17 protein-coding genes are annotated in these 23268 nt (G+C 36.6%); 10 read left to right on the forward strand and 7 right to left on the reverse strand.

Going from position 1 to position 23268, the window contains the following annotated elements; translation table 11 throughout:
* Positions 1-69: 69 nt before the first annotated feature.
* Together RM706_RS06600 and RM706_RS06605 are read right to left on the reverse strand one after the other, a co-directional pair.
* Positions 70-1659: a RagB/SusD family nutrient uptake outer membrane protein gene (locus tag RM706_RS06600; RefSeq protein ID WP_311350239.1), complete on the reverse strand. Its 1590-nt coding sequence runs from the start codon at positions 1657-1659 to the stop codon at positions 70-72.
* Between the two features lie 18 nt (positions 1660-1677).
* Positions 1678-4764, reverse strand: a complete 3087-nt coding sequence (locus tag RM706_RS06605) for a SusC/RagA family TonB-linked outer membrane protein (protein WP_311350240.1) — start codon at positions 4762-4764, stop codon at positions 1678-1680.
* A gap of 338 nt (positions 4765-5102) precedes the next feature.
* Here RM706_RS06605 and RM706_RS06610 point away from each other — a divergent pair, with 338 nt between their 5' ends.
* From RM706_RS06610 to RM706_RS06620, 3 genes are all read left to right on the forward strand, one after another.
* Positions 5103-6125, forward strand: a complete 1023-nt coding sequence (locus RM706_RS06610) for a LacI family DNA-binding transcriptional regulator (RefSeq protein ID WP_311350241.1) — start codon at positions 5103-5105, stop codon at positions 6123-6125.
* Between the two features lie 24 nt (positions 6126-6149).
* Positions 6150-8453, forward strand: coding sequence for a glycoside hydrolase family 65 protein (locus RM706_RS06615; RefSeq protein ID WP_311350242.1), 2304 nt, complete (start codon positions 6150-6152; stop codon positions 8451-8453).
* An 83-nt stretch (positions 8454-8536) separates the two neighbouring features.
* Positions 8537-10318, forward strand: coding sequence for an alpha-amylase family protein (locus tag RM706_RS06620; protein WP_311350243.1), 1782 nt, complete (start codon positions 8537-8539; stop codon positions 10316-10318).
* 49 nt (positions 10319-10367) lie between these two features.
* Here RM706_RS06620 and RM706_RS06625 read toward each other — a convergent pair whose 3' ends face one another.
* Positions 10368-10793 (reverse strand): hypothetical protein, encoded by a 426-nt coding sequence (locus tag RM706_RS06625; RefSeq protein ID WP_311350244.1) that lies wholly within the window; start codon positions 10791-10793, stop codon positions 10368-10370.
* 244 nt (positions 10794-11037) lie between these two features.
* On the opposite strand from RM706_RS06625, the gene RM706_RS06630 reads away from it, so the two are divergent.
* Positions 11038-11736, forward strand: a complete 699-nt coding sequence (locus RM706_RS06630; protein ID WP_311350245.1) for a glycerophosphodiester phosphodiesterase — start codon at positions 11038-11040, stop codon at positions 11734-11736.
* Positions 11736-13016 (forward strand): BaiN/RdsA family NAD(P)/FAD-dependent oxidoreductase, encoded by a 1281-nt coding sequence (locus tag RM706_RS06635; RefSeq protein ID WP_311350462.1) that lies wholly within the window; start codon positions 11736-11738, stop codon positions 13014-13016. The genes RM706_RS06630 and RM706_RS06635 overlap by 1 nt, the downstream gene beginning before the upstream one ends.
* Here the strand turns inward: RM706_RS06635 and RM706_RS06640 are convergent.
* Positions 12994-13722, reverse strand: a complete 729-nt coding sequence (locus RM706_RS06640; protein ID WP_311350246.1) for an MIP/aquaporin family protein — start codon at positions 13720-13722, stop codon at positions 12994-12996. The two genes, RM706_RS06635 and RM706_RS06640, sit on opposite strands and share 23 nt — an antisense overlap.
* 35 nt (positions 13723-13757) lie before the next feature.
* Positions 13758-15251, reverse strand: coding sequence for a glycerol kinase GlpK (glpK, locus tag RM706_RS06645; protein ID WP_311350247.1), 1494 nt, complete (start codon positions 15249-15251; stop codon positions 13758-13760).
* Between the two features lie 81 nt (positions 15252-15332).
* Between glpK and RM706_RS06650 the strand changes: the two genes are divergently transcribed.
* Positions 15333-15866, forward strand: a complete 534-nt coding sequence (locus RM706_RS06650; protein WP_311350248.1) for a DUF1697 domain-containing protein — start codon at positions 15333-15335, stop codon at positions 15864-15866.
* Here RM706_RS06650 and RM706_RS06655 read toward each other — a convergent pair.
* The gene (locus RM706_RS06655) at positions 15863-16336 is read right to left on the reverse strand and encodes a TspO/MBR family protein (RefSeq protein WP_311350249.1); all 474 of its coding nucleotides are present in this window, start codon (positions 16334-16336) and stop codon (positions 15863-15865) included. The genes RM706_RS06650 and RM706_RS06655 overlap by 4 nt on opposite strands.
* A 90-nt stretch (positions 16337-16426) precedes the next feature.
* Between RM706_RS06655 and RM706_RS06660 the strand changes: the two genes are divergently transcribed.
* The 4 genes from RM706_RS06660 (at position 16427) to RM706_RS06675 (ending at position 20456) form a co-directional block, all read left to right on the forward strand.
* Positions 16427-17524 carry a diphosphomevalonate decarboxylase gene (locus RM706_RS06660; protein WP_311350250.1) on the forward strand — a complete coding sequence of 366 codons (1098 nt, stop codon included), beginning with the start codon at positions 16427-16429 and terminating at the stop codon, positions 17522-17524.
* Between the two features lie 133 nt (positions 17525-17657).
* A complete protein-coding gene (locus RM706_RS06665; protein WP_311350251.1) occupies positions 17658-18590 on the forward strand; it encodes a mevalonate kinase family protein in 933 nt (310 codons plus the stop codon).
* 10 nt (positions 18591-18600) lie between these two features.
* Complete coding sequence (locus RM706_RS06670) at positions 18601-19506, forward strand: geranylgeranylglycerol-phosphate geranylgeranyltransferase (protein ID WP_311350252.1); 906 nt, start codon at positions 18601-18603, stop codon at positions 19504-19506.
* Positions 19506-20456: a carbon-nitrogen hydrolase family protein gene (locus tag RM706_RS06675; protein WP_311350463.1), complete on the forward strand. Its 951-nt coding sequence runs from the start codon at positions 19506-19508 to the stop codon at positions 20454-20456. The genes RM706_RS06670 and RM706_RS06675 overlap by 1 nt, the downstream gene beginning before the upstream one ends.
* On the opposite strand, the gene RM706_RS06680 is transcribed toward RM706_RS06675, so the two are convergent.
* A complete protein-coding gene (locus RM706_RS06680) occupies positions 20453-23254 on the reverse strand; it encodes an alpha/beta hydrolase family protein (protein WP_311350253.1) in 2802 nt (933 codons plus the stop codon). The genes RM706_RS06675 and RM706_RS06680 overlap by 4 nt on opposite strands.
* Positions 23255-23268 lie beyond the last annotated feature (14 nt).

The raw sequence follows: 23268 nt of genomic DNA on the forward strand, positions 1-23268 counted from the left end.
ATCAAGTATAAATGTAAAATAGGCTACCTAGTAAGATAGCCTATTGTAACATTTTTAAAAGAATAATCTCTAATACCCTGGGTTCTGCTGTAAATTAGGATTAGCTAAAATATCAGCTATAGGTATAGGGAAGATTTCTAAATTTGAATCTCCAGCATCTTTTAGATGCCATGCTCTGGTGAATTGACCAAATCGAATCAAATCTTGTCGTCTTGTTGTCTCAGCATACATTTCTCTACCTCGCTCTGCCAACAATTCAGTTTCGCCTACAGTAGCTAAGTTGGAAGCTCCTCTAATGGTTCTTAAATCATTGATCATGCCTGTTACGTCCGTACCCATTCTAAACATGGCTTCGGCTTTCATCAAATAGGCATCAGCATATCTATACTTGACTATATGCGCTCTTCTATCACCGCCCTCTTCATTAGGGTGGTATTTTAGCATTCTCGTACCATCGGTTTCCAATACGGCATTATCAGCTGGTGCGGTGTATTCCGCTTTTGAAGCCTCTTTGGTAAAGACTAAAGGAACGCCTCCAACATTTGATCTTGCATTTAATGGAGTACCATCTTGTTCATATTGTTGGCCGATTAAGAAGCCATAACCAATACCAAGATTATCGTCATTTGCAGTAGTAGCATCAGGAACCCATCCTCTACGCTCTTCTTGACCATCACCTACATAATTCGTATCTGGATCACCTTCAAAGGATTGATAGAATTCTGAGAGTGTGGTGAAACCATTCCAACCACCACCTGAGTTACCAGGAGAGTTAAGATTGTAATGTAGCGTATACCATATTCTAGGACCTGCATCAGCTGGTGACCACCAAATAGTTTCCACATCATTACTAGGTCTAAAGATGTCGAAGAAATCTCCAGATGCAGCTAGCGTATAGCCATCTGCAGCTATATCATCAACAGCATCGATAACTACCTGCATATCTGCGGGATCTGGTGCTGTTTCAAGATAAACATGTTTGTTTAGATGAAGCTTAGCCAATAAATGGTTGGCTGCAGCCTTGGTAGGTGATGATTTCATGGCGATATCGTCACCAACACTTACTGTTGGGAGGTCGCGGATGGCAATATTAAGATCGGCAACAATGCTATCTATAGCAACTTGACCAGTTAAGGCTATTGGAATCGCACTGTTGGGTGCATTCACGTCCCTATAGGGAACTTGTCTCCACATATCTAATATCCAACTCATGGCCCAAGCTCTATAAAATCTTGCTTCAGCCTTTTGCGTAGTAACATCACCTGCCGCAGTGCTAACACTTTGAGGGTTTATTATTCTTGTAGCGTTAATGGTAATGCTATTCAAATTTTGCCAAGAAAACCTAATATCTTGTAAATCTGCATTCCATGTCTGTCTGTGAATTGACAGCCATCTGCCGTTGTCTCCCCAGTCAGTTCCTCTGGTAGCAACAATGTATTCATCAGTAGATACTTCTTGCAAGGCATAAAGACCATCTTGATTGGCTAAATTGCCACCTGCAATAATATTAGAGAGGTTGGCAACCTCGCCTTGAATATTGGCGACACCTGCAAAACCGTCACTAATCAAAGAATCTGTTCCTTCTATCTCCAAATCCGTACAAGAAACGGTAAGGGCAATAGGGAGCGTTAAACATAAATAATTCAATATTTTTTTCATAATCTATTTTTTATTTTTTTAAAAAGTAACGTTAACACCTAAACTAAAAGTTCTAGGTCTTGGGTAAGTAAGATAGTCTATAGAGGCAGATGGTAATCCATTTGCTGGAATGTTTGAAGTACTGACCTCTGGGTCTAACCCACTATAATCAGTAATTAGAAACAAGTTCTGCCCAACCGCACTTAAACGCATACTTTTAAAAGTTCCTTCTCCTGATAGAGGCACATTATACCCAATGGTTGCGTTTTGTAACCTAACAAAATCTCCTTTTTCTAAAAAGAATTCACTTGGATTGGTCGCTGATAGAATTACTCCGTTGTCAACCACACTTGTGAGATTGTTTCTACTTCCAATCTGTGGTGATGCAAATATGGCATTGGCCGTATTGTTATAAACATAAAAACCAAATTGACCAGCAAAGTATAATGAAGCATCCCAATTCTTATAATTTACAGTGGTTGATAAACCTGTTATAATGTCAGGTAAACCTGACTTATCAAGAATTGTTGGGTCGGTATCTACATTAAAATTCTCATCCACCAAACGTAACTCGTAAGTATATAATGGCTTATCATTGGTCAATACTTGAGATGTGGTACCCGTAAGACCTTGTCCAAACAAGTTACCTGCTTGTATATTGGGACCTGCATAATCCGTAAACTCATTTTGGTTATATGATATATTAAAATTAGCATTCCAATAAAAATCTTCTGAAACTACGATATCATAATCAAGCCCCAATTCTATACCTTGATTTAAAATAGTGGCATCTATATTCTGAAAAACAAAAGGAGAAGTTGCTGGTTGCACTGATGGCAAATTCAAAAGAATATCTGTGGTCTCTTTTCTATACAAGTCTATATTACCTGTAAAACGATCATTGTTAAAACCAAAATCTATACCAAAACCATATTGCGTTGTTTCTTCCCACTTAAGGTCAGGGTTCGCAAACGCAACTTCAGCAGTAGCAGGCGCCGAAATTTGAGAACCAGCATTAATGCCAAGAGCAGTTGAGCCTACAGCACCTTGACGCCATCTTGTTCTATTTACAAACTGTGCATGACCAAGGCCGTCTTGGTTACCTGTGATACCCCAACTTAATCTTAGTTTAAGAGTAGAAAACGTATCTTCATTGACAAAATCTTCTTGATTTAACTTCCATGCAAAAGCTGCGGATGGGAAAATACCATATTGATTATTTCCACCAAATCTTGAAGAACCATCAGCTCTCACTGTAGCAGTGAATAAATATTTGTCATAAATGTTATAATTGACTCGACCAAAGAAAGACTGTAATTCGTCTGTAATATCAAAAGTATCAACCGTAAACGCAGTAATTGGAAGACCGGGTAAAGCAGCAGTAGTCTCGTTGATTCCAGGGAACAATCCTAATATTCTGAATTGATCACCTGCAGCAATGTCGTCTTGAAAAGTACCTATACCATAAGCTTGGTAATTACTTGCAAGATTCTGAGTATCATCAAACGCCTGCTGTGTAAGACTTGCTATCTCATTTAAATCGCTAGAACTATACCCTTGACCTAAAAGATTTTGACCACTTCTGTTAAAATCCTGAAAAGAATAGCCAACTAACGCATCTAAATTTGAATTCTCAAATTCTTTCTTATAGTTAAGTGTTAGTTCCAACAATCTGTTTTCCGTGTCTAGGTTGTTTACGGCACCACGTCCGTTGTTTTCTGCACCATTACCAAGAGATAGGATTTGAGGCCCTACTACTTGAGCCCTAGTTGATTCTGAAGTATCTAAACCTAAATTCAGTTTTACAGAAAGATCATCCGTTAGTGAGTAATCTAGAGATAAGTTCCCTAAGAATCTATTGGTATTCGTATTATCATCATAAAAGGCTAATAAATTTGCCGGATTTCTATCAGGAGAAACATCAAAACCAGAATTTGCAGCAAGCGTAGGATTGGAGTAATAAGCAGCTTGTAATAAATCACCATTACTTCCAGCAGTCCTACTAATAAAAGGTGCACGATCATTAATTCTAGAAATGGTACCTTGTAAACCTACTCTCAACTTATCATCAAAGAATCTATGATTTACATTAATTCTTCCCGTAATACGCTCAAAATCAGTATTCTCAATAATACCAAATTGTTTTGAGTAACCAAATGTAGCTCTAACATTACCACTACCATAATTTTGTGAGTAGGATAAATTGTTGTCGGTTGAAGCAGTAGTTCTAAAAATAAAATCTTGCCAGTCAGTTGCTCCTCCTAGGTTTGCTCCACCTCTATCTATAAACTCTTCAGTGGTCAAAAGATCATAACGCTCTGCAACCGTAGCGATGTTCAAGTTGCTACTAAAGCCCCATTCACCTTTTGATCCGCCGCCTTTCCCAGATTTTGTTGTGATGACAACAACTCCATTGGCACCTCTAGACCCATAAATTGCCGTTGCAGATGCATCCTTAAGAATACTCATACTTTCGATATCATTTGGGTTTAGGAAGTTAAGTGGGTTTTTAGAACCACTAGTACCGGTACCTACATCTGAACCTTGGGCTGAAACCTCCTCATTAGAAACAGGAACACCATCAATCACAAATAAAGGACTGTTATTACCCCTTACAGAACCAGTTCCCCTAATTCTTAAAGCAATTCCTGCTCCTGGCTCACCACTGGATTGTGTTATTTGCACACCAGCAGTCTTACCTTGAATCAGTTGCTCTGGGGATGAAATAATACCACCATTAAAGTCTTCTGATGAAACCGAAGCTACAGCTCCAGTTGCATCTTTGACGGTTGTTGTACCATAACCAATAATAACAACCTCATCAAGAGCTTGCGCATCTTCTTCTAAGGTTACATTAATCGTTGACCTGCCGTTTACGGCAGTTTCGAAGGTTTTAAACCCAATGTAGCTAACGACCAATGTGGCATCACCACCTACATCATTTAAGGTGTAGTTGCCATCAAAGTCTGTTTGGGTACCATTTGTAGTGCCTTTTACTAAGACACTTGCTCCTGGTAATGGACCATTGGCATCAGAAACAGTACCTGATACCGTCTGGGCTTTTACCGCACTAAAGCAAACAAATGCCCCAAGTAACAGTAAGCCTTTAAGTAGCGTAATCTTCATAAATAATTAATTTTAAGTTTAGTTAATTTAAATTCAAGCATTAAACATATGTAAAAAAAGTGTTAAATTTAATAATCGCTGCAAACCCAAAAGAACGAAAACGGTTTCGTGTTAATAACTTTGGAATAATAGGACTATAATAATTCAACACTAGGCAAATTATGTATTTCGTAAATAACTTAAGGGATTTATGTGAAATTTAACAAAATACAGTCAAATATACTATTTTTTATTTTCTCAAGACAGGCTCTTTTTTTGTTAAAAACCGCAGGTAAATTTCACTATTGTTTTTTATTAATTAATTTCAAAGGTTAAATTAGTGTTGTCTAAATAACTTTATGTTAAAGCAAAAAATTACCTTAAAGCATATTGCAAAAGAATTGGATGTCTCTATATCTACAGTTTCAAAAGCACTTAAGAATAGTGAAGAAATTAGTAGGGATACTAAAGAAAAAATACAAGCCTTTGCCAAATTATATAATTACAAACCCAATAACATAGCGATTAGTTTAAAGAACAAGAGAACGAAAAATATAGGTGTTGTCATACCAGACATAGTACATCACTTTTTTACGACGGTGGTGCGCGGAATAGAGAAATATGCAAACACCAAAGGGTACAACGTAATCGTATGTCTTTCAGATGAATCTTTTGATAAAGAGGTTATAAATATGGAAATGCTGGCTAATGGCAGTATTGATGGCTTTATTATGTCACTATCCTCCGATACGCAATTAAAGAACGATTATAACCATCTTAAAGAAGTAACTGAGCAAGGAATTCCATTAGTTTTGTTCGATCGGGTAACTAACCAGGTTAATTGTGACAAAATAGTTATAGATGATCAGTTAGGTGCTTATACGGCCACTAAAAAATTGATTGATGAAGGAAGAAGAAAAATTGCCTTGATAACTACGGATGATTATTTAAGTGTAAGCAAAGCCCGCACAGATGGGTATCTAAAAGCTTTGTCTGATAACAATATTGAAGTTGACAACAATATCATTCTAAGACTTCCAACTATGGGTATGGAAGAAGAGGTGTTCAAGACATTCTTTGAAAAATCAGATATTGATGCCGTTTTATGCGTAAATGAAATTTTTGCCATTTACGGAATGCGATGTGTAAAAGAAAATGGGTTGAAAATTCCTGAAGATGTATCCTTCATAGGTTTCACAGATGGGCTTTTGTCAAAGTATGCGAACCCTAGCTTAACAGCAATTGCCCAACATGGAGAAAAAATGGGTGAGCTCGCGGCTGAAATGCTAATTCAAAAAGTTGAAAGCGAAAAAGAAGAAGAAACGTATCAAACTAAAATTTTAGAGCCTACTTTAATTGAACGTGATTCTACAATTAATTAAGTTTGCCCAAATTCATATACCTTAATGAATCAAGATTATATAAAACCAAACCCATGGTCTTTAATAGAAGAGGGTTTTGATAAGGAGCGAGTAAAATCGTCAGAGAGTCTTTTTAGTATTGGTAACGGCGCTATGGGCCAACGGGCCAATTTTGAAGAACACTACTCTGGTGAAACTTTTCAAGGAAGTTATATTGCAGGAGTTTACTATCCAGATAAAACAAGAGTTGGATGGTGGAAAAATGGATATCCTGAATACTTCGCAAAAGTATTGAACGCACCAAATTGGATTGCAGTCAACGTTCATATTAATGGACAAACTCTTGATTTAAATAGCTGTAAAAAAGTGGTTGGTTTTTCTAGAGAGCTAAATATGAAAGAAGGTTGGTATAAGCGGAGCTTTATGGCGACTTTACCAAATGATGTTGAGGTTCAAGTAAACGCGACCCGGTTTTTGAGTTTAGATTTAGATGAGCTAGGGGCAATCAAATACGAACTCCAAGTTTTGAATTCAGATGCCGAGGTAAAAATGACACCTTATTTAGATAGTGGTATTACCAATGAGGATAGCAACTGGGACGATAAGTTTTGGAACACCACAAAAAGAACTTCAATCGGAAATCGTGCTTTTATTGAGGCGCATACAATGAAGACTAATTTTGCCACCTGTACTTTTATGGATGCCAGTGCTGAAGTTAACGGCAAAAATATTAAGGCCAAAGAAGTTGAAAATACGGAATTTAAGGTTGGATGTGAATTTCAATATAGCTTAAAAAAGGGCGAAACCATTTCTTTGACCAAATTTGGAGGATATATTGTTTCACGAAACCATAAAGTAGCAGAATTGACCGATGTAGCCATCAACATTTTGGACAAAGCTTTAGAATTAGGTTTTGATAGACTTTTAGAAAAACAGAAAGACGCCTGGGCCTCCGTTTGGGAAATGAGTGATATTACTATTGAAGGAGATGTGAAAGCGCAACAGGGTATACGATTTAATATTTTTCAGTTGAACCAAACCTATTTAGGTAAAGATTCTAGATTGAATATTGGACCTAAGGGTTTTACAGGTGAAAAATATGGAGGCAGTACCTATTGGGATACGGAAGCTTATTGCTTACCGTTTTATATGGCTACCAAGAACCAAAAGGTAGCTTGGAGCTTATTGGAGTATCGTTACAATCATTTAGAAAAGGCAATTGAGAATGCCAGAAAATTGGGCTTTACCAATGGAGCTGCTTTATATCCTATGGTGACAATGAATGGCGAAGAATGTCATAACGAGTGGGAAATCACTTTTGAAGAAATTCATAGAAACGGAGCAATTGCATTTGCTATTTTCAATTACTATCGTTTTACTGGTGATTATAGTTATATTCCTGAAATGGGTCTGGAGGTTTTGATTGGTATTGCCCGTTTCTGGCACCAAAGGGCAAATTATTCGGCAAAAAAGAAGAAATATGTCATCTTAGGCGTGACCGGACCAAATGAATATGAAAATAATGTAAACAATAACTGGTACACAAATTACCTGGCTAAATGGTGTATTAAATATACTTTAGAGCAGCTTCAAAAAGTTAAAGACGGGTATCCCGTGGACTATGATAGGATCATTGCGCATACAAAGCTAACTTCTGATGAAACTGAACTTTGGGATGAGGTTGCTACTAACATGTTTTTTCCATATTCAAAAAAGCACGAAATATTTTTGCAGCAAGATGGGTTCTTGGATAAAGAACTGATTAAAGTTGATGATCTAGATAAATCTGACCGTCCGATTAATCAAAAATGGAGTTGGGATCGTATTCTGCGTTCGCCGTACATCAAACAGGCTGATATTTTACAAGGATTTTATCTCTTTGAGGATAATTTTTCTAAAGAAGAATTAGAAAAGCATTTTGATTTTTATGAGCCTTTCACGGTTCATGAATCTTCTTTGTCACCATGTTTGCATAGCATACAAGCTGCAAAGTTGGGCAGAATGGAGCAGGCCTATAAATTTTATTTGAGAACATCGCGCTTAGACCTAGATGACTATAACAAAGAAGTTGAAGAAGGACTGCACATTACTTCTATGGCAGGAACATGGATGAGTATTGTAGAAGGATTTGGCGGTATGCGGGTGCTTGATGATAAGCTTTGTTTTAATCCCCAAATTCCAAAGCAGTGGAAATCATACTCATTCAAAGTCAATTTTAGAAATCGAATTATTAAGGTAAATGTCTCTGAAAAAGAGACTGCATTTGAATTAAATGGTCACGAAGAGGTGTCGATTAGAGTAAATGGAGAGCGCGTAGTTTTAATTCCAAATCAAAAAGTAGTGGCATGAGAAATTGCTTTTGTATAGTAATAATTCTAGCCATTTTTACAACAAGTTGTACTGAAGTGCCACCAGAAAAAAAATCGCCACAAATGAAAAAAAGAAAAGTGGTTGTTTACCAAGTTTTTACTCGTTTATTTGGCAACACCAATACTATGAACAAACCATGGGGCACTATTGAAGAAAATGGTGTGGGCAAATTTGCTGACTTTAATGACAAAGCTTTGTCTGAAATCAAAGACTTGGGCATTACCCATGTTTGGTATACTGGCGTACCACATCATGCAGTTATAAATGATTACAACGCTTTTGGTATTTCAAATGATGACCCCGACGTAGTTAAAGGTAGAGCAGGATCCCCTTATGCTGTAAAAGATTACTATAATGTAAATCCTGATTTGGCAATAGAGCCTTCTAACCGATTGGAAGAGTTTAAAGCGTTGATCGATCGTACCCATAAAAAGGGTATGAAAGTAATCATTGATATTGTGCCTAATCATGTAGCTCGTAATTATGAAGGCTTGACGAACCCAGAAGGAGTTGAAGATTTTGGTCTTAATGATGATACTTCGGTTGAATACTCTAGAAATAATAACTTTTATTACATTCCAAATAGCGAATTCAAAGTGCCTGAATGGCAAGATGGGTTTTTGCCTTTAGGTGGAGATAAGAATCCTTTAAGTGATACTAAGTTTAAAGAGGTGCCAGCAAAATGGACAGGCAATGGGTCTAGGTCGCCGCAACCCGACATCAATGATTGGTATGAAACCGTAAAAATCAATTATGGTGTTCGACCTGACGGTACTTTAGATTTTGAACTACTCCCAGAAGAATATGCACAGATGGATTATAAAGTGCATTGTAAGTTTTGGAAGGATAAAGATTTACCTGATTCTTGGTATAAATTTAGGGATATAGCATTGTATTGGATGAATCTTGGAGTTGATGGTTTTCGTTTTGATATGGCCGAAATGGTTCCGGTAGAGTTTTGGAGTTTTATGAATTCTTCCATCAAAATGAAAAACCAAGATGCCTTTATTTTAGCTGAAGTTTATAATCCGCAGTTATATCGTGATTATATCCATAAGGGCAAAATGGATTACCTCTATGATAAAGTAGAGCTATATGATAGTATAAAGCATATTATGAAAGGCTATGGCTGGACAGATCATATTCCAGTTGTTCAAAATGGGCTAAAAGATATTGAGCATCATATGCTTCACTTTTTAGAAAATCATGATGAGCAACGCATAGCAAGTCCAGATTTTGTAGGTAGAGCTGAGATTGCAAAACCGGCTATGGTGGTTTCTGCAACTATCAGCACTTCACCTACGATGATTTATTTTGGACAAGAAGTAGGTGAAGATGGTTCGGAAAATGCAGGTTTTGGAAGCCCTACCCGAACATCGATATTTGACTATGTTGGTGTGCCTGCGCATCAACGTTGGGTGAATGATAAAAAGTTTGATGGTGGTCAACTTACTGACTCAGAAAAAGAATTGAGAGACTTTTACAAGAGACTTTTAAATTTCACCATTGGTAGTTCTGCTTTAATGGGCGACTATCAAGAAATCCATTTTTATAACAAGGATAGTACCGAAAACTACAATCATAGGGTACTGTCTTATGTTCGATGGAGTGAAGATGAAAAATTGATTATTGTTTCAAATTTTGATGTTGATGAAGACTATGACTTTGAGCTTAAGATTCCGAAAGACGTTATTTCTAAATGGGGATTAAAAAAATCTCACTATGATTTAACAGAAGAGCTATATGGGGAAAAGAGGTCTAATTTAAAAATTGAAGATGGAATTGGAAAAATAAAAATCTCTTTGCAACCTTTAGAATCTAATGTTCTCAGTCTGAATCGATGAAACGGGTCAATCATTACTAATTAACCCGTTTTTTACCTAAATGGATCGATTAACTTTTGGATTTGTCACTTGTTGCTTTATAAATTAGAGCAATTATAATACCAATTACTAAGTAGTAAATAATATTCAATACAGCATCAATCAGATGTCCTGTGAAATTCATCATTGTGGAAGTTGCGAAAAAGATTAATCCCATTCCGACCCCTACAAAGACCCCTACCCAAATACCAAATTCAGCGCCTTCTTTAGCACTATGATGACCTCTTGCCCATTTTCCATAAATCGTGCTCATGGCAAAAGCGCTAATAAGACATCCAAAAAATAAATGGATGAAATCTGGCTCAACTTTCATTACGTTGTTTAAGACGTTATCTCCGTTAAGAGTTTCACCTAACATTCCCCATAGGACATAGCCAAGGACAAACATGGCAACTCCTCCCGTAAGGGTAGCTAATAAATTTGATTTCGAAAACATAATTGATTATTTAGTTGGTTAATAATTAGGGCAATGTACAAATAATGTGAGAATAGTTTAAAAAAACAATATAATATTTACGAATATGATAAAAATAAATGTAAAATCTTGTTTTTTAAAACTTCAAACGTCTAAGTAATTTGATTTTCAAATTGTATTTTTGATTTTCTAAAAAAGTATATTGAAAATGAAAAAATACATACTTCTGGGCATTCTTTGTCTATCAGTTTTAAATTCATGTAATATGAATAATGAAAAACTTTTGGTGATAGGCCATCGTGGTGCTATGGGTTATGAAACTGAAAATTCTCTAGCTTCTGTTCAAAAAGCCATTGATTTGGGAGCGGATATGATTGAGATTGATGTTTTTAAAATAAAGAGTGGGGAAATTGTCGTTTTTCATGATGAGAAATTAGACCGTTTGTCAAATGCACCGGGGAATATTGAAGATTATTATATCTATGACCTTAGCAAAGTGATTTTAGAAGGCAATCATAAAATTCCAATGCTACAAGATGTTCTTAAATTAATTGACAATAAAGTCGCCCTCAATATTGAGCTTAAAGGCAAAAATACAGCAGATCGAGTAAACTTTATCTTAAATAATTATATCGAAAAACGTGGCTGGAGCCCAGATAATTTTGTGATTTCAAGTTTTAATTGGGATGAGCTAAAAGATATGCGCGAATTAAACCCTGATATTGCTATAGCTGTTTTGACTGAAGAAGAGGTTTTAGAAAATGCGGTTGCAATGGCAAAAGAATTGAATGCAGTTGCTGTTAACCCTTGGTTCAAAACTTTGACTCCAGAAAAAGTGAAACGGGTGCAGGATGAAGGTTTTAAAGTATATACCTATACCGTAAATGAACCCGAAGACCTCCAGCGAATGGTTGATTTTGGTGTTGATGGTATTTTTACGAATTACCCCGATAGAATACAGTGATTTATGATGTAATCGTGGTGGGTGGTGGAGCTGCCGGATTTTACGCTGCTATACAGATTGCAGAGCGTAACCCCAACCTTACTGTGGCTATATTTGAAAGAGGTAAGACCGTTCTTGGTAAAGTAAAGGTATCTGGTGGAGGTCGTTGTAATGTTACTCATGCTGAATTCAATCCACAAGATTTGACCAATAATTACCCAAGGGGAAAAAAGGAGTTACTTGGCCCATTTCATGCCTATTGTACCGGTGATGTCATGCAGTTTTTTGAAGAGCGAGGTGTTCCACTAAAAATAGAAAAAGATGGACGTATATTCCCCATTTCAAATAGTTCGCAAAGCGTTATAGATTGCTTTATGGATGAAGTTGAAAGACTTTCCATTAAAGTATTACGAAACAATACTGTGAAAACCTTTGAGCCTTCTCATGAAGTTGCTAATGGTTGGAGGATTACTACAAAGAATAAATATTATCATTGCCGAAAATTGTTAGTGGCTACAGGGAGTAGTCTTAATGTATGGAAGTTGCTTCGTCAGTTAGGACATGAAATCGTTCCTCCGGCACCTTCTTTGTTTACTTTTAATATTGTAGATAAACGAATTGAAGGTATTCAAGGTGTGAGTACTAATGCTGCAGTCCGCGTTTTACAGCAGAAAAGGTATGATTCTAAAATATCAATTCAGCTTAGGAGTACTGTAAAGCAAGAATCTATTTTAGAATCTGATGGCCCCATATTAATTACCCATTGGGGACTGAGTGGTCCGGCCATTTTGAAATTATCAGCTTGGGGGGCAAATATTTTGAATGAGCTTAACTATAATTTTAGAATTGAAGTGAATTGGCTTCCCGATTATAGTACGGAATCTTTGGAACGTCTTTTTTCGGAAATTAAGGTTATTGAAGCTAAGAAGACCGTATTGAAAACCAAGGCAGTTGACCTTCCAAGACGCTTGTGGAACAGTCTTGCCAAGGCCGCAGCAATCACTCCGGAACTTCGCTGGGCAGATGCCTCTAAAGAATGTATAAGGGCTCTTGCCGAACAATTGACAAAGTGCAACCTTAAAGTAGAAGGTAAAAGTACTTTTAAAGAGGAGTTTGTGACTGCTGGGGGGGTAGATTTAAAAGAAATCAATTTTAAGACTTTCGAAAGCAAAAAATTGAAAAACGTCTATTTCGCAGGAGAAGTTATCAATGTTGACGCCATTACTGGCGGATTTAACTTTCAAAATGCTTGGACAGGAGCTTATATAGCTGCTAAAGCTATTGCAAATACCCAGCAATAATAGCCGCTAAAAGCCCTCCTAAAATTGGACCCACAACAGGTACCCAAGAATATGCCCAACCATTCGACCCCTTATTTTTTATTGGCACTAAGGCATGTATAATTCGAGGCCCTAAATCACGGGCAGGATTAATGGCATAACCTGTGGTGCCACCTAATGAAAGCCCAATAGACCATACAATTAAAGCCACGGGCAATGCGCCAAGTGAACCCAAGCCGATTATAGTGTTATCATCAGTAAGGGTAGCATCTGTAAAAAACAGAACTGCAAAAACCAAAACAAAAGTTCCTAGAATTTCGGTCAGCATATTAATAGGAATATTCTTGATTGCTGGTGTATTACAAAATACGCCTCGTTTGGTATCTCCGTCTTCAGTCAAGTTAAAATGATCTTTATTCATTAACCAAACAAAAAATGCCCCAAGCATAGCGCCAATAAATTGAGCGAGAATATATTTTGGAACGTCGTAAATCGAAAACTCCCCAGCCCAAGCTAAACCAATGGTAACAGCAGGATTCATATGAGCACCACTATAAGGTCCTGCAACCACTACGCCTGTATAGACAGCTAAAGCCCAACCTGTGGTAATGACGATCCAACCTGAACTATTTCCGTAGGTTTTATTTAAAGATACATTGGCATTCACGCCACATCCTAAGAGAATTAAAAGAAAAGTGCCTACTATCTCGGCAATAAATGGGGTCATTTTGATCAGTTTATTTTAGTCTAAAGTATTACTTGTTAATTTTCTGTCCAATGCTCCAAAGCATTAATTGCCCTGTACCATCCCTTTATCCCAGTATCAATAGCTGCTCTGTCTTTTGTCGGATTGAAATGAACATCGGTTTGCCAAATATCCTGAATTTCTTCTTGACTATTCCAAAAACCCACTGCTAATCCAGCCAAATATGCAGCACCCATAACCGTAGTTTCCACTATTTTAGGTCTAACAGTTATCGTATTTAAAACATCAGCTTGAAATTGCATCAATAAATCATTCACGGTCGCCCCACCATCAACACGAAGTTCTTGAATGGACAATCCCGAATCGGCTTCCATTGCCTTTAATATATCCATGGTTTGATAAGCAATTGAATCTAAAGCAGCTCTCGCAATATGAGCATCGGTACTACCGCGGGTAAGCCCGAAAACAGTACCCTGTGCTTGTTGATTCCAGTGGGGAGCCCCTAATCCTGCAAAAGCAGGAACAAAATATACTCCTTCAGAATTTTCAACAGAACTTGCTAAAGATTCCACATCAGAAGAGTTTTTTATAATTTTTAGACTGTCGCGCAGCCATTGAACTACAGCGCCTGCAATGAAAATACTTCCTTCGAGAGCGTAGGTCGTTTTACCATTGATTTTCCATGCAACTGTGGTCAAGAGATTGTTTTTTGATTTTGTGGGTTCATCACCTATATTCATCAACATAAAACAACCTGTGCCATAGGTGTTTTTGACCATGCCTTTTTGCGTACACATTTGACCAAAGAGTGCTGCTTGTTGGTCACCTGCTATACCAGCAATCGGAATTTTATTGGCAAAGAAATTAGGACTAGTATGTCCATATATCTCGCTTGATTGCTTGACTTCGGGTAACATGCTTCTTGGAATGGTAAATAGCTCTAAAAGTTCGCTGTCCCATTCCATGGAATTAATATTGAACATCAATGAACGCGAAGCATTGGTTACATCGGTCATATGCAACTTTCCTTGAGTCATTTTCCAAATCAACCAAGAATCAATAGTTCCCCACGCCAATTCGCCCGCTTCAGCTCTTTCTCTTGCTCCTTCAACATTGTCTAGTATCCATTTAACTTTAGTGGCGGAGAAATAAGAATCAATTACCAATCCGGTTTTCTCTCGTATCATTTCTGATTTTCCGGCCGCTTTTAACTCATCACAATACCCAGAGGTGCGTTTATCTTGCCAAACTATTGCATTGTATATGGGTTGACCAGTTTTTCTATTCCAAACCACGGCGGTTTCACGTTGGTTGGTTATACCTATAGCTGCTATTTGAGTTCCTTCTAAACCTTTTTTAGTTACTGCCTCAGCGGCCATTCCAGCTTGAGTTGACCATATCTCAGTAGCATCATGTTCTACCCATCCAGGTTTGGGAAAAATTTGGGTAAATTCTTTTTGGGCTACCGAAACTATTGCCCCTTTTTTGTCAAAAACAACTGCTCTGCAACTTGTGGTGCCTTGGTCCAAGGCCAGAATGTATTCGCTCATAATTTAAAATTAATGGACAGTAAATTACTAAAATAAATTAGAGTAGCTTTAGGCTAGTACAAAAGATAAAACCAAATTTTCATGGAAACATTTATTGTGTTTTTAAGAGGGATTAATGTAAGCGGTAAAAAGAAGATAAAGATGGCCGAATTGAAAGCTTCTTTGACTAAAAATGGATTTGATCAAGTGAAAAGCTATATCCAAAGTGGAAATCTAATTTTAGATTCAGAAATGAAATCAAATAGTATCGCTGACAAAGTTCAAAAGTGTATTCGTGATAATTTTGGTTTTCAAGTTCCCACTCTTGTTTTGACTTCTACTGAAGTAAATACCATTTTAAGAGACATACCTTTCCATAATGCAGAAGACAAAAACCTGTATTTTACACTTTTACACGAAAAACCGGACTTAGAATTAGTCGAAGATTTTAATTCCCTTCAATTTGAAAACGAAGACTTTTTTATTTCCGAAAGTTGTGTTTATTTGAACTGTAAAAAAGGAGCTGGTAAAGCAAAGTTGAATAATAACCTGATTGAAAATAAGCTTAAGATAATAGCAACTACAAGAAATCTAAACACGATGAAGAAAATGCTAGAAATGACTTCTTCAACCTAATTGAGCTCCCAAATCTTGAAGTTTAAAATTGTTGCAAATGAGACCCATAACAAATAGGGAATCATCAATATTGCGGCTTTTCTACTTACAACTTTAAACCATCTTATGGTTAAGATAATCATTACCAATAAAATTAGGATTATAAATAAAGCAGCTAAAGGATTTTTTAACCCAAAGAAAACGATACTCCAAAGAGCGTTTAGCAATAGTTGAAACCCGAAGTGGTAGAGTGCAGTTTTAACCCAAATATGATGAAAACCTTTACCCCAGACAATGCCAGCGGCAATACCCATTAAAACATATAGAGCTGTCCATACGGGTGCGAACAACCAATTTGGTGGATTAAAACTGGGTTTATTTAAAGTTAAATACCAATCATTTACAGAGCTTTGAGTGGCAAAACTCGAAAGAAAACCTATTAAAAGACAAACAACAACAGCAATTAATATTTTAATAACCTTTCTTTTCATGGTAGCGCAATTCTTACTAAAATAACAATTAATTTGAATTGAACATCACCTTGTTTGTACTTGATTTATATTTGCTAAAATTGCTTCTGAATGGTTGAGAATGATTTTGTTTTAAATAGCACCTTGAAATTACCTCTTGAAGGTAAAGTTAGTTGGAAGGCACCAAGTAATATTGCTTTAGTGAAGTATTGGGGAAAGAAAGAAAATCAAATTCCGGCAAATCCGTCAATTAGTTTTACGCTAGACGCCTGTACCACAAGAACAACACTGTCATATTCAAAACTGAATAGGGCTTCAGACAATTTTTCATTTGATTTGTTTTTTGAAGGAAAGAAAAAAGAGGACTTTAAACCAAAAATCAATACTTTTTTTCAGCGAATTGAAAAGTATATCCCCTTTTTAAAGTCATATCATTTCAAAATTGAAACCTCAAACTCTTTTCCGCATAGTAGCGGAATAGCATCTTCTGCTAGCGGTATGGCTGCCTTAGCACTTTGTTTAATGTCTATTGAAAAACAAATTAATCCACAAATTAAGAACACTTATTTTAACCAAAAAGCATCTTTTTTGGCTCGCTTGGGTTCTGGAAGTGCATGCAGAAGTATTGAGGGCAATTTAATACAATGGGGAGATTACAAAGCAATTCCAGAAAGTTCAAATTTGTTTGGGGTAAAATATCCGTTTGAAGTTCATCCTAATTTTAAAAACTTTCATGATACAATTTTGTTGGTGCACAAGGGTCAAAAAACGGTCAGTAGTACTGTTGGTCATGAGTTGATGCACAATCACCCTTTTGCTCAAGAGCGATTTAAGCAAGCACATACTAATTTAGATACCCTAAAAGAAGTTATTTCTAGTGGAGATTTAGAAAAGTTTATTGAAGTTGTAGAGAGCGAAGCCTTGACTTTACATGCAATGATGATGACCAGTTTACCTTATTTTTTATTGATGAAGCCAAATACCTTAGAAATAATTAATAGAATTTGGTCATTTAGACAAGCTACAAAAACCCCTATTTGTTTTACATTGGATGCCGGCGCAAATGTTCACATACTTTATCCCGAAAAAGTAAAGGAAAAAGCAATTCAATTTATTCAAGATGAATTAGTTGCCTACTGTGAAAACGGACATTATATTTGTGATAGAATTGGGAATGGCGCTAAAAAGATAAGTTCGTCAGAAAGATAATTTTAATGCTTTTTAACCGTTAAATGATAACGCCAAACCGAATTATAGTATAAACTTTTGATTAAGAAATCTCTTTGTTTATCTTTATAATCAAAGTGATTAAACAAAATTTAGTTTATCACAAAAAAATCATATGAAAGGACCATTATTTTATTCAAAAATTCTTCTTTTTGGCGAATATGGAATTATTAAAGATTCTAAAGGGCTTTCAATTCCGTATAATTTTTTTAAGGGGGCATTAAAGACTGATGAAAACCCATCTAACGAGGCTAAGATGTCTAATGAAAGTTTAGCACGATTTTGTCAGTACCTTGAAGAAATCCAGACTGAAGATTTAGTTAAATTTGATATTAGCACGCTACAAAATGATGTAGCTGAAGGCATGTATTTTGATAGCTCAATTCCGCAGGGATATGGCGTTGGTAGTAGTGGTGCATTGGTAGCTGCGATTTATGATAAATATGCGTTGGATAAAATCACGGTTCTTGAGAATTTGACACGTGAAAAACTTTTAAAACTAAAGATCATTTTTGGCCAAATGGAATCTTTTTTCCATGGAAAATCATCTGGTTTAGATCCCTTGAACAGTTATTTAAGCTTGCCAATCCTTATCAATTCAAAAGACAATATTGAGTCTACTAGCTTACCAACCCAAAATAAAGAAGGTAAAGGGGCCGTATTTTTGTTAGACAGCGGTATGACCGGTGAAACTGCCCCGATGGTTCAGATTTTCATGGAACAAATGAAACAGGATGGTTTTCGTAGCATGCTAAAAGATAAGTTCATTAAACATACTGATGCTTGTGTCGACCATTTCTTAAATGGTGACATTAAAGGTCTTTTTGGTCATGTAAAGCAATTATCGCATGTTGTTTTGGATAATTTTAAACCTATGATTCCTAAACAGTTCCATGAACTTTGGAAAAAGGGTATTGAGACCAATGATTACTATCTTAAACTCTGTGGCTCAGGTGGAGGTGGGTATATTTTAGGTTTCACAGAAGATATTGATAAAGCAAAAGCTTCACTACAAGGGCACCAATTAGAAGTGGTCTACAACTTCTAAAAATTAGTACATGCTTTCTAGAAAAAATAAACTCCTGCTTTATAAGTTGTTGAGTCTATTTTCAGTAGTTCGGGGTTACAACATCCTAATGATTACACTTGCCCAATATTTGGCATCTATTTACATACTCTCACCCAATTTGCCATTACGACGAGTGGTTTTTGATATCAATCTCTTTTTAATAGTAACGGCTTCAGCTTTAGTAATTGCAGCAGGATATATTATAAACAATTTTTATGATGCTGAAAAAGACTTAATCAATAAGCCAACTAAAAGCATGTTGGATCGATTGGTAAGCCAAAGATTTAAATTGACTACTTATTTTGTACTCAATTTTTTGGCGGTATTTGCGGCGAGTTATATATCATTCCGTGCAGTATTATTCTTTTCTGCCTATATTTTTGGTATTTGGCTGTACTCACATAAGCTGAAACGAATTCCTTTTTTGGGTAATTTGGTTTCTGCAACTTTAGCGATTTCCCCATTCTTTGTGGTCTTTGTGTATTACAAGAATTTTGAAACCGTCATTTTTGTCCATGCGCTATTTTTATTTTTACTTATTCTAGCTCGCGAATTGATTAAAGATTTAGAGAATATGGCTGGTGATATGGCCCAAAATTATAAGACTGTACCCATTATTTATGGGGCAAAAGCTGCGAAAGCGATTATAATCCTTTTAATTGTTTTGACTTTGGTGCCTGCGATGCTTTTAATCACCAAATTTGATGTGGGCTTGATGTACATATACTTTGTAATAAGTGTTTTACTTCTAGTACTTTTTATTGTATTGCTCTTGAAAGCATCTGGTAAAAAACACTACGTCTGGCTTCATAATATTTTGAAGTTTATCATCATTATTGGTGTTTTCAGTATCTTGTTAATTGACGTGGATTTAGTCCTAAATCGTATTTTATGATGGAAAATTTATTAAACGTTGCCTTGGCCCAAATTGCTCCAGTTTGGCTAGACAAAAGTGCTACTATTGAAAAAATAGAAGCTACAATTGTTGAAGCTGGTCAGCATGGGAGCGAACTGATTGTTTTTGGAGAGGCTCTCTTGCCAGGGTATCCATTTTGGTTGGCTCTTACTGAAGGAGCATCTTGGGATTTAAAAGTAAACAAAGAATTGCACGCGCATTATGTTCGAAATTCTATACAAATTGAAGCAGGAGAGTTAAATACTATTTGCCAATTGGCAAAAGAACATTCCATAGCTATTTATTTGGGGATAATGGAGCGGGCCAAAGACCGTGGAGGTCATAGTATTTACGCTTCGTTGGTTTATATCAATGCGCAAGGTGAAATTAAATCTGTTCACCGAAAGTTACAGCCAACATATGATGAACGCTTGACATGGGCCCCGGGTGATGGAAATGGATTGCAAGTACACCCTTTAAAACAATTTACCGTTGGGGGGCTTAATTGTTGGGAGAACTGGATGCCATTACCAAGAGCCGCTTTATATGGTCAAGGAGAAAATTTACACGTAGCTGTTTGGCCTGGCAGCGAACATAATACAAAGGATATTACGCGTTTTATTGCACGTGAATCACGAAGCTATGTGATTTCAGTTTCTTCTTTGATGATAAAAGAAGATTTTCCGAAAGACACACCACATCTGAATAAGATCATATCAAAAGCACCTGATGTTTTGGCAAACGGTGGTTCATGTATCGCAGGACCTGATGGCGAGTGGCTTGTTCCACCAACGATAGATAAAGAAGGGCTGATTTACCATACATTGGACTTCAATCGGGTATATGAAGAACGACAAAATTTTGATGCCGTTGGTCACTATTCAAGGCCAGATGTTACAAAACTGACCGTCAATAGAGAAAGGCAATCTACCGTTGAGTTTGAAGATTAATCTTCGTCACTTTCTTTTAAAAGGTCATAGCCTTGCTTGATTCCTTTTTCCATCGGCGGCACGCCGCGTTCCATCCACATTGGTTTGGGTTCACCTTTTAAATAATGGTCAAAGAATTGTGCCATACGAATGCTAAAATCAGTTCGGTTTTGATATTTCAAAGGCCAATGTGGTTCTCCGTTATAGTTTAAAAACCATGAGGGCTTGCCTAAACGCCTCAAGCTCACAAAAAATTCGATTCCCTGATACCATGGTACATGGCCGTCAGCATCATTATGCATTATTAAAAGTGGCGTATTGATTTTGTCAATATTGAAAATGGGGGAGTTTTCGATATAACGAGCAGGGTATTCCCATGGAGTACCACCAATTCTGCTTTGGGTGTGCTCATATTGAAATTGTCTGCTCAGGCCTGTCCACCAGCGGATTCCACCATAAGCACTAATCATATTTGGTACAGGTGCTCCAGACTCAGCCGCCTTGAAAATATCAGTTTTAGTAACCAAGTAGGCAATTTGGTAACCGCCCCAACTATGCCCTTGAACACCAATATTAGCTGCGTCAATAAAGCCTTTTTCTATCAAAGAAGTTACACCAGGAATCACGCAATTGTAAGCACTCTCACCAGGATAACCAACACGATATTCCACATCGGGATTAAAAATCACATAACCGCGACTGGTAAAAAAGCTGTAATTTATCGTAGAACGCTCAGGTTTCGGATAGCGATGCCTATGGATACCGTCAGAGCTTCGCTCATAAAAATTAACCAATAGTGGATACTTTTTGTTAGGGTCAAAATTTTCAGGTTTTACCAACATTCCTGAAAGTTCTTTTCCATTTAAAGAAGTCCAGTTGACCAATTCAATAGAACCCCAATTGTATGCCGCTTGCTGCGGATTGGCGTCACTAAGTTTTAGATCTTTTGTAAAGTTGAGGTTTGTTAATCGAATATCAGGGAATGTTTCAAAAGACTCTCTCGAATACAATAGGGCATCACTCATTTTTGCTTTCTGAAGGCTTGAATAGCGATACGGTCCTTGAATGAGCTGTTTTACCGAGTTGTTTTTAGGGTTGAATTCAGCGTAGCCTGCATCTTTTGAGGTTTCATTAAAGGTGCTTAATATCCATTTTTCATTGGGGTCTATATATTTTTTTTCATCATCCAAATTTTGATAGCGGTAAACTGTTTTCGTAGATCTTCCGTTGGTCAGTTTTTCAGCTGCTCCAGAATCAGGGTTGAATTTCCAAAGGTCATAACGGTCATAAATTATGATTGCTTTGTCATCTTTGATCCAACCTGCAGAACCATAAGCCCAAGGAAAATTGGGGTAATCATTCTCTTCGCTGTAAAAACTTTTGTTTTTGGTGAGAGCCTTATAACTTCCTGAAGTTAAATTATAGGCGAACCAAGTGCTATCAACACGGTTATAGCCATAACCATAATTCGCTTTTGGGCTCAATTGCATTTGCGGTACTTTCTTAAGTTCTAATTGGGTATCACCAGTAGTGGTATTGATGACCATATAATTATAATCTCTTCGCGCGGTCCATTGGCTGGGCAATTCGTAGGGAATACTTGTATTTACCAGCGCAAATTTCGCATTGCCCTCATCTCCGAGCTCCGTATTCATGTAAATACTATTGGCCAGCGGAACTACTTGCTTATTATTTAAGTGAATTGCAGTGGTAAATGACTGTACTGTATCATTTTTAAGTTGTAGCTCTTGTACGGTATATAGTTTAGGTTCATCGTAGGTCCATACTTCTACATTCACAATTTCTTCATCTAACAATGTAGTGTCCTTTTCAATAGGTGGTTTTGCCAAGCCAAAAAATAATTTGGATTCATCTTTTGAGAAATGGACATCACCATATTTTGATACTACATAATTATGAGGCGTAGAAGCATTGTCCATTAACTTTTCAGCTGAGGATTTGCCTTCTTGCCATAAATATAATTCGTTGGGTCGAAGTTGAATTTTGGTGGTGTCCGTATCCACCACGAAGCCTAAATTTTTACCTGAATCGCTAAAGTTGAGTTTAAAGTATTTTGCTTTTTCAGCCTGATGTAAAGTAGTGGTAAGATTCGTTTCTAAATTTAGTACAAACGCTCCTGCATTATCATCTTTTGTTGCTCCAGTTGTCGTATAGGCAAGGTATCTTCCTTTTTTTGCAAAAGTGTAATCTTTTACAAATTTGATGGTGTCTTGATTGCCATTTTCAAGATTTCTAAGCACTAGATGATACCCATTGTCTTTACCTACTTTTTTAGGTTTGTCTTTTTTCTTTTCTTTAGCAGTGGTAGAATCTTTTTCTTCTTCTTTTTTCTCTTTTTTGATTTCTTCCAATTGATAAGCGATATAGCCAGACCATTTTTCTGGTACTTTGTAAGATTTTATATTTCCTATTTTAACTAGGGATTTATTCTCTAAATGGAAAATTCCCAAAGAATCTTTTGGAAGGTCTTTCTTTTTCACTTTTCGTTTTTTCATGGCGACTACGCTGTCTTTCCATGCTTTTATGCTAAATACGGCATATTTTGAATCATAAGTAAAATGCCCTTTTTCACCCCTATCATATTCCAAGACAAAGTCGCCTTTACCATCTTGTACTTTTAAATAGTGGTCTTTTTCACCTCGCTCAATACTATAAAGCACATGGGAACCATCGGACGCAATGGTTTCATCTTGAACAGTACTCCATATTTTGTAATCTTCATGGTCTAAGACCTTTTTTTGAGCGGATAATGAAATTTGAATAAGCAGAAGCAGAAGCAAAGAAATCTTTTGAATCATTTTGGTCGAATTAA

It is taken from the genome of Croceitalea rosinachiae, from assembly GCF_031846445.1.
In the GTDB taxonomy this organism is placed as follows: domain Bacteria; phylum Bacteroidota; class Bacteroidia; order Flavobacteriales; family Flavobacteriaceae; genus Croceitalea; species Croceitalea rosinachiae.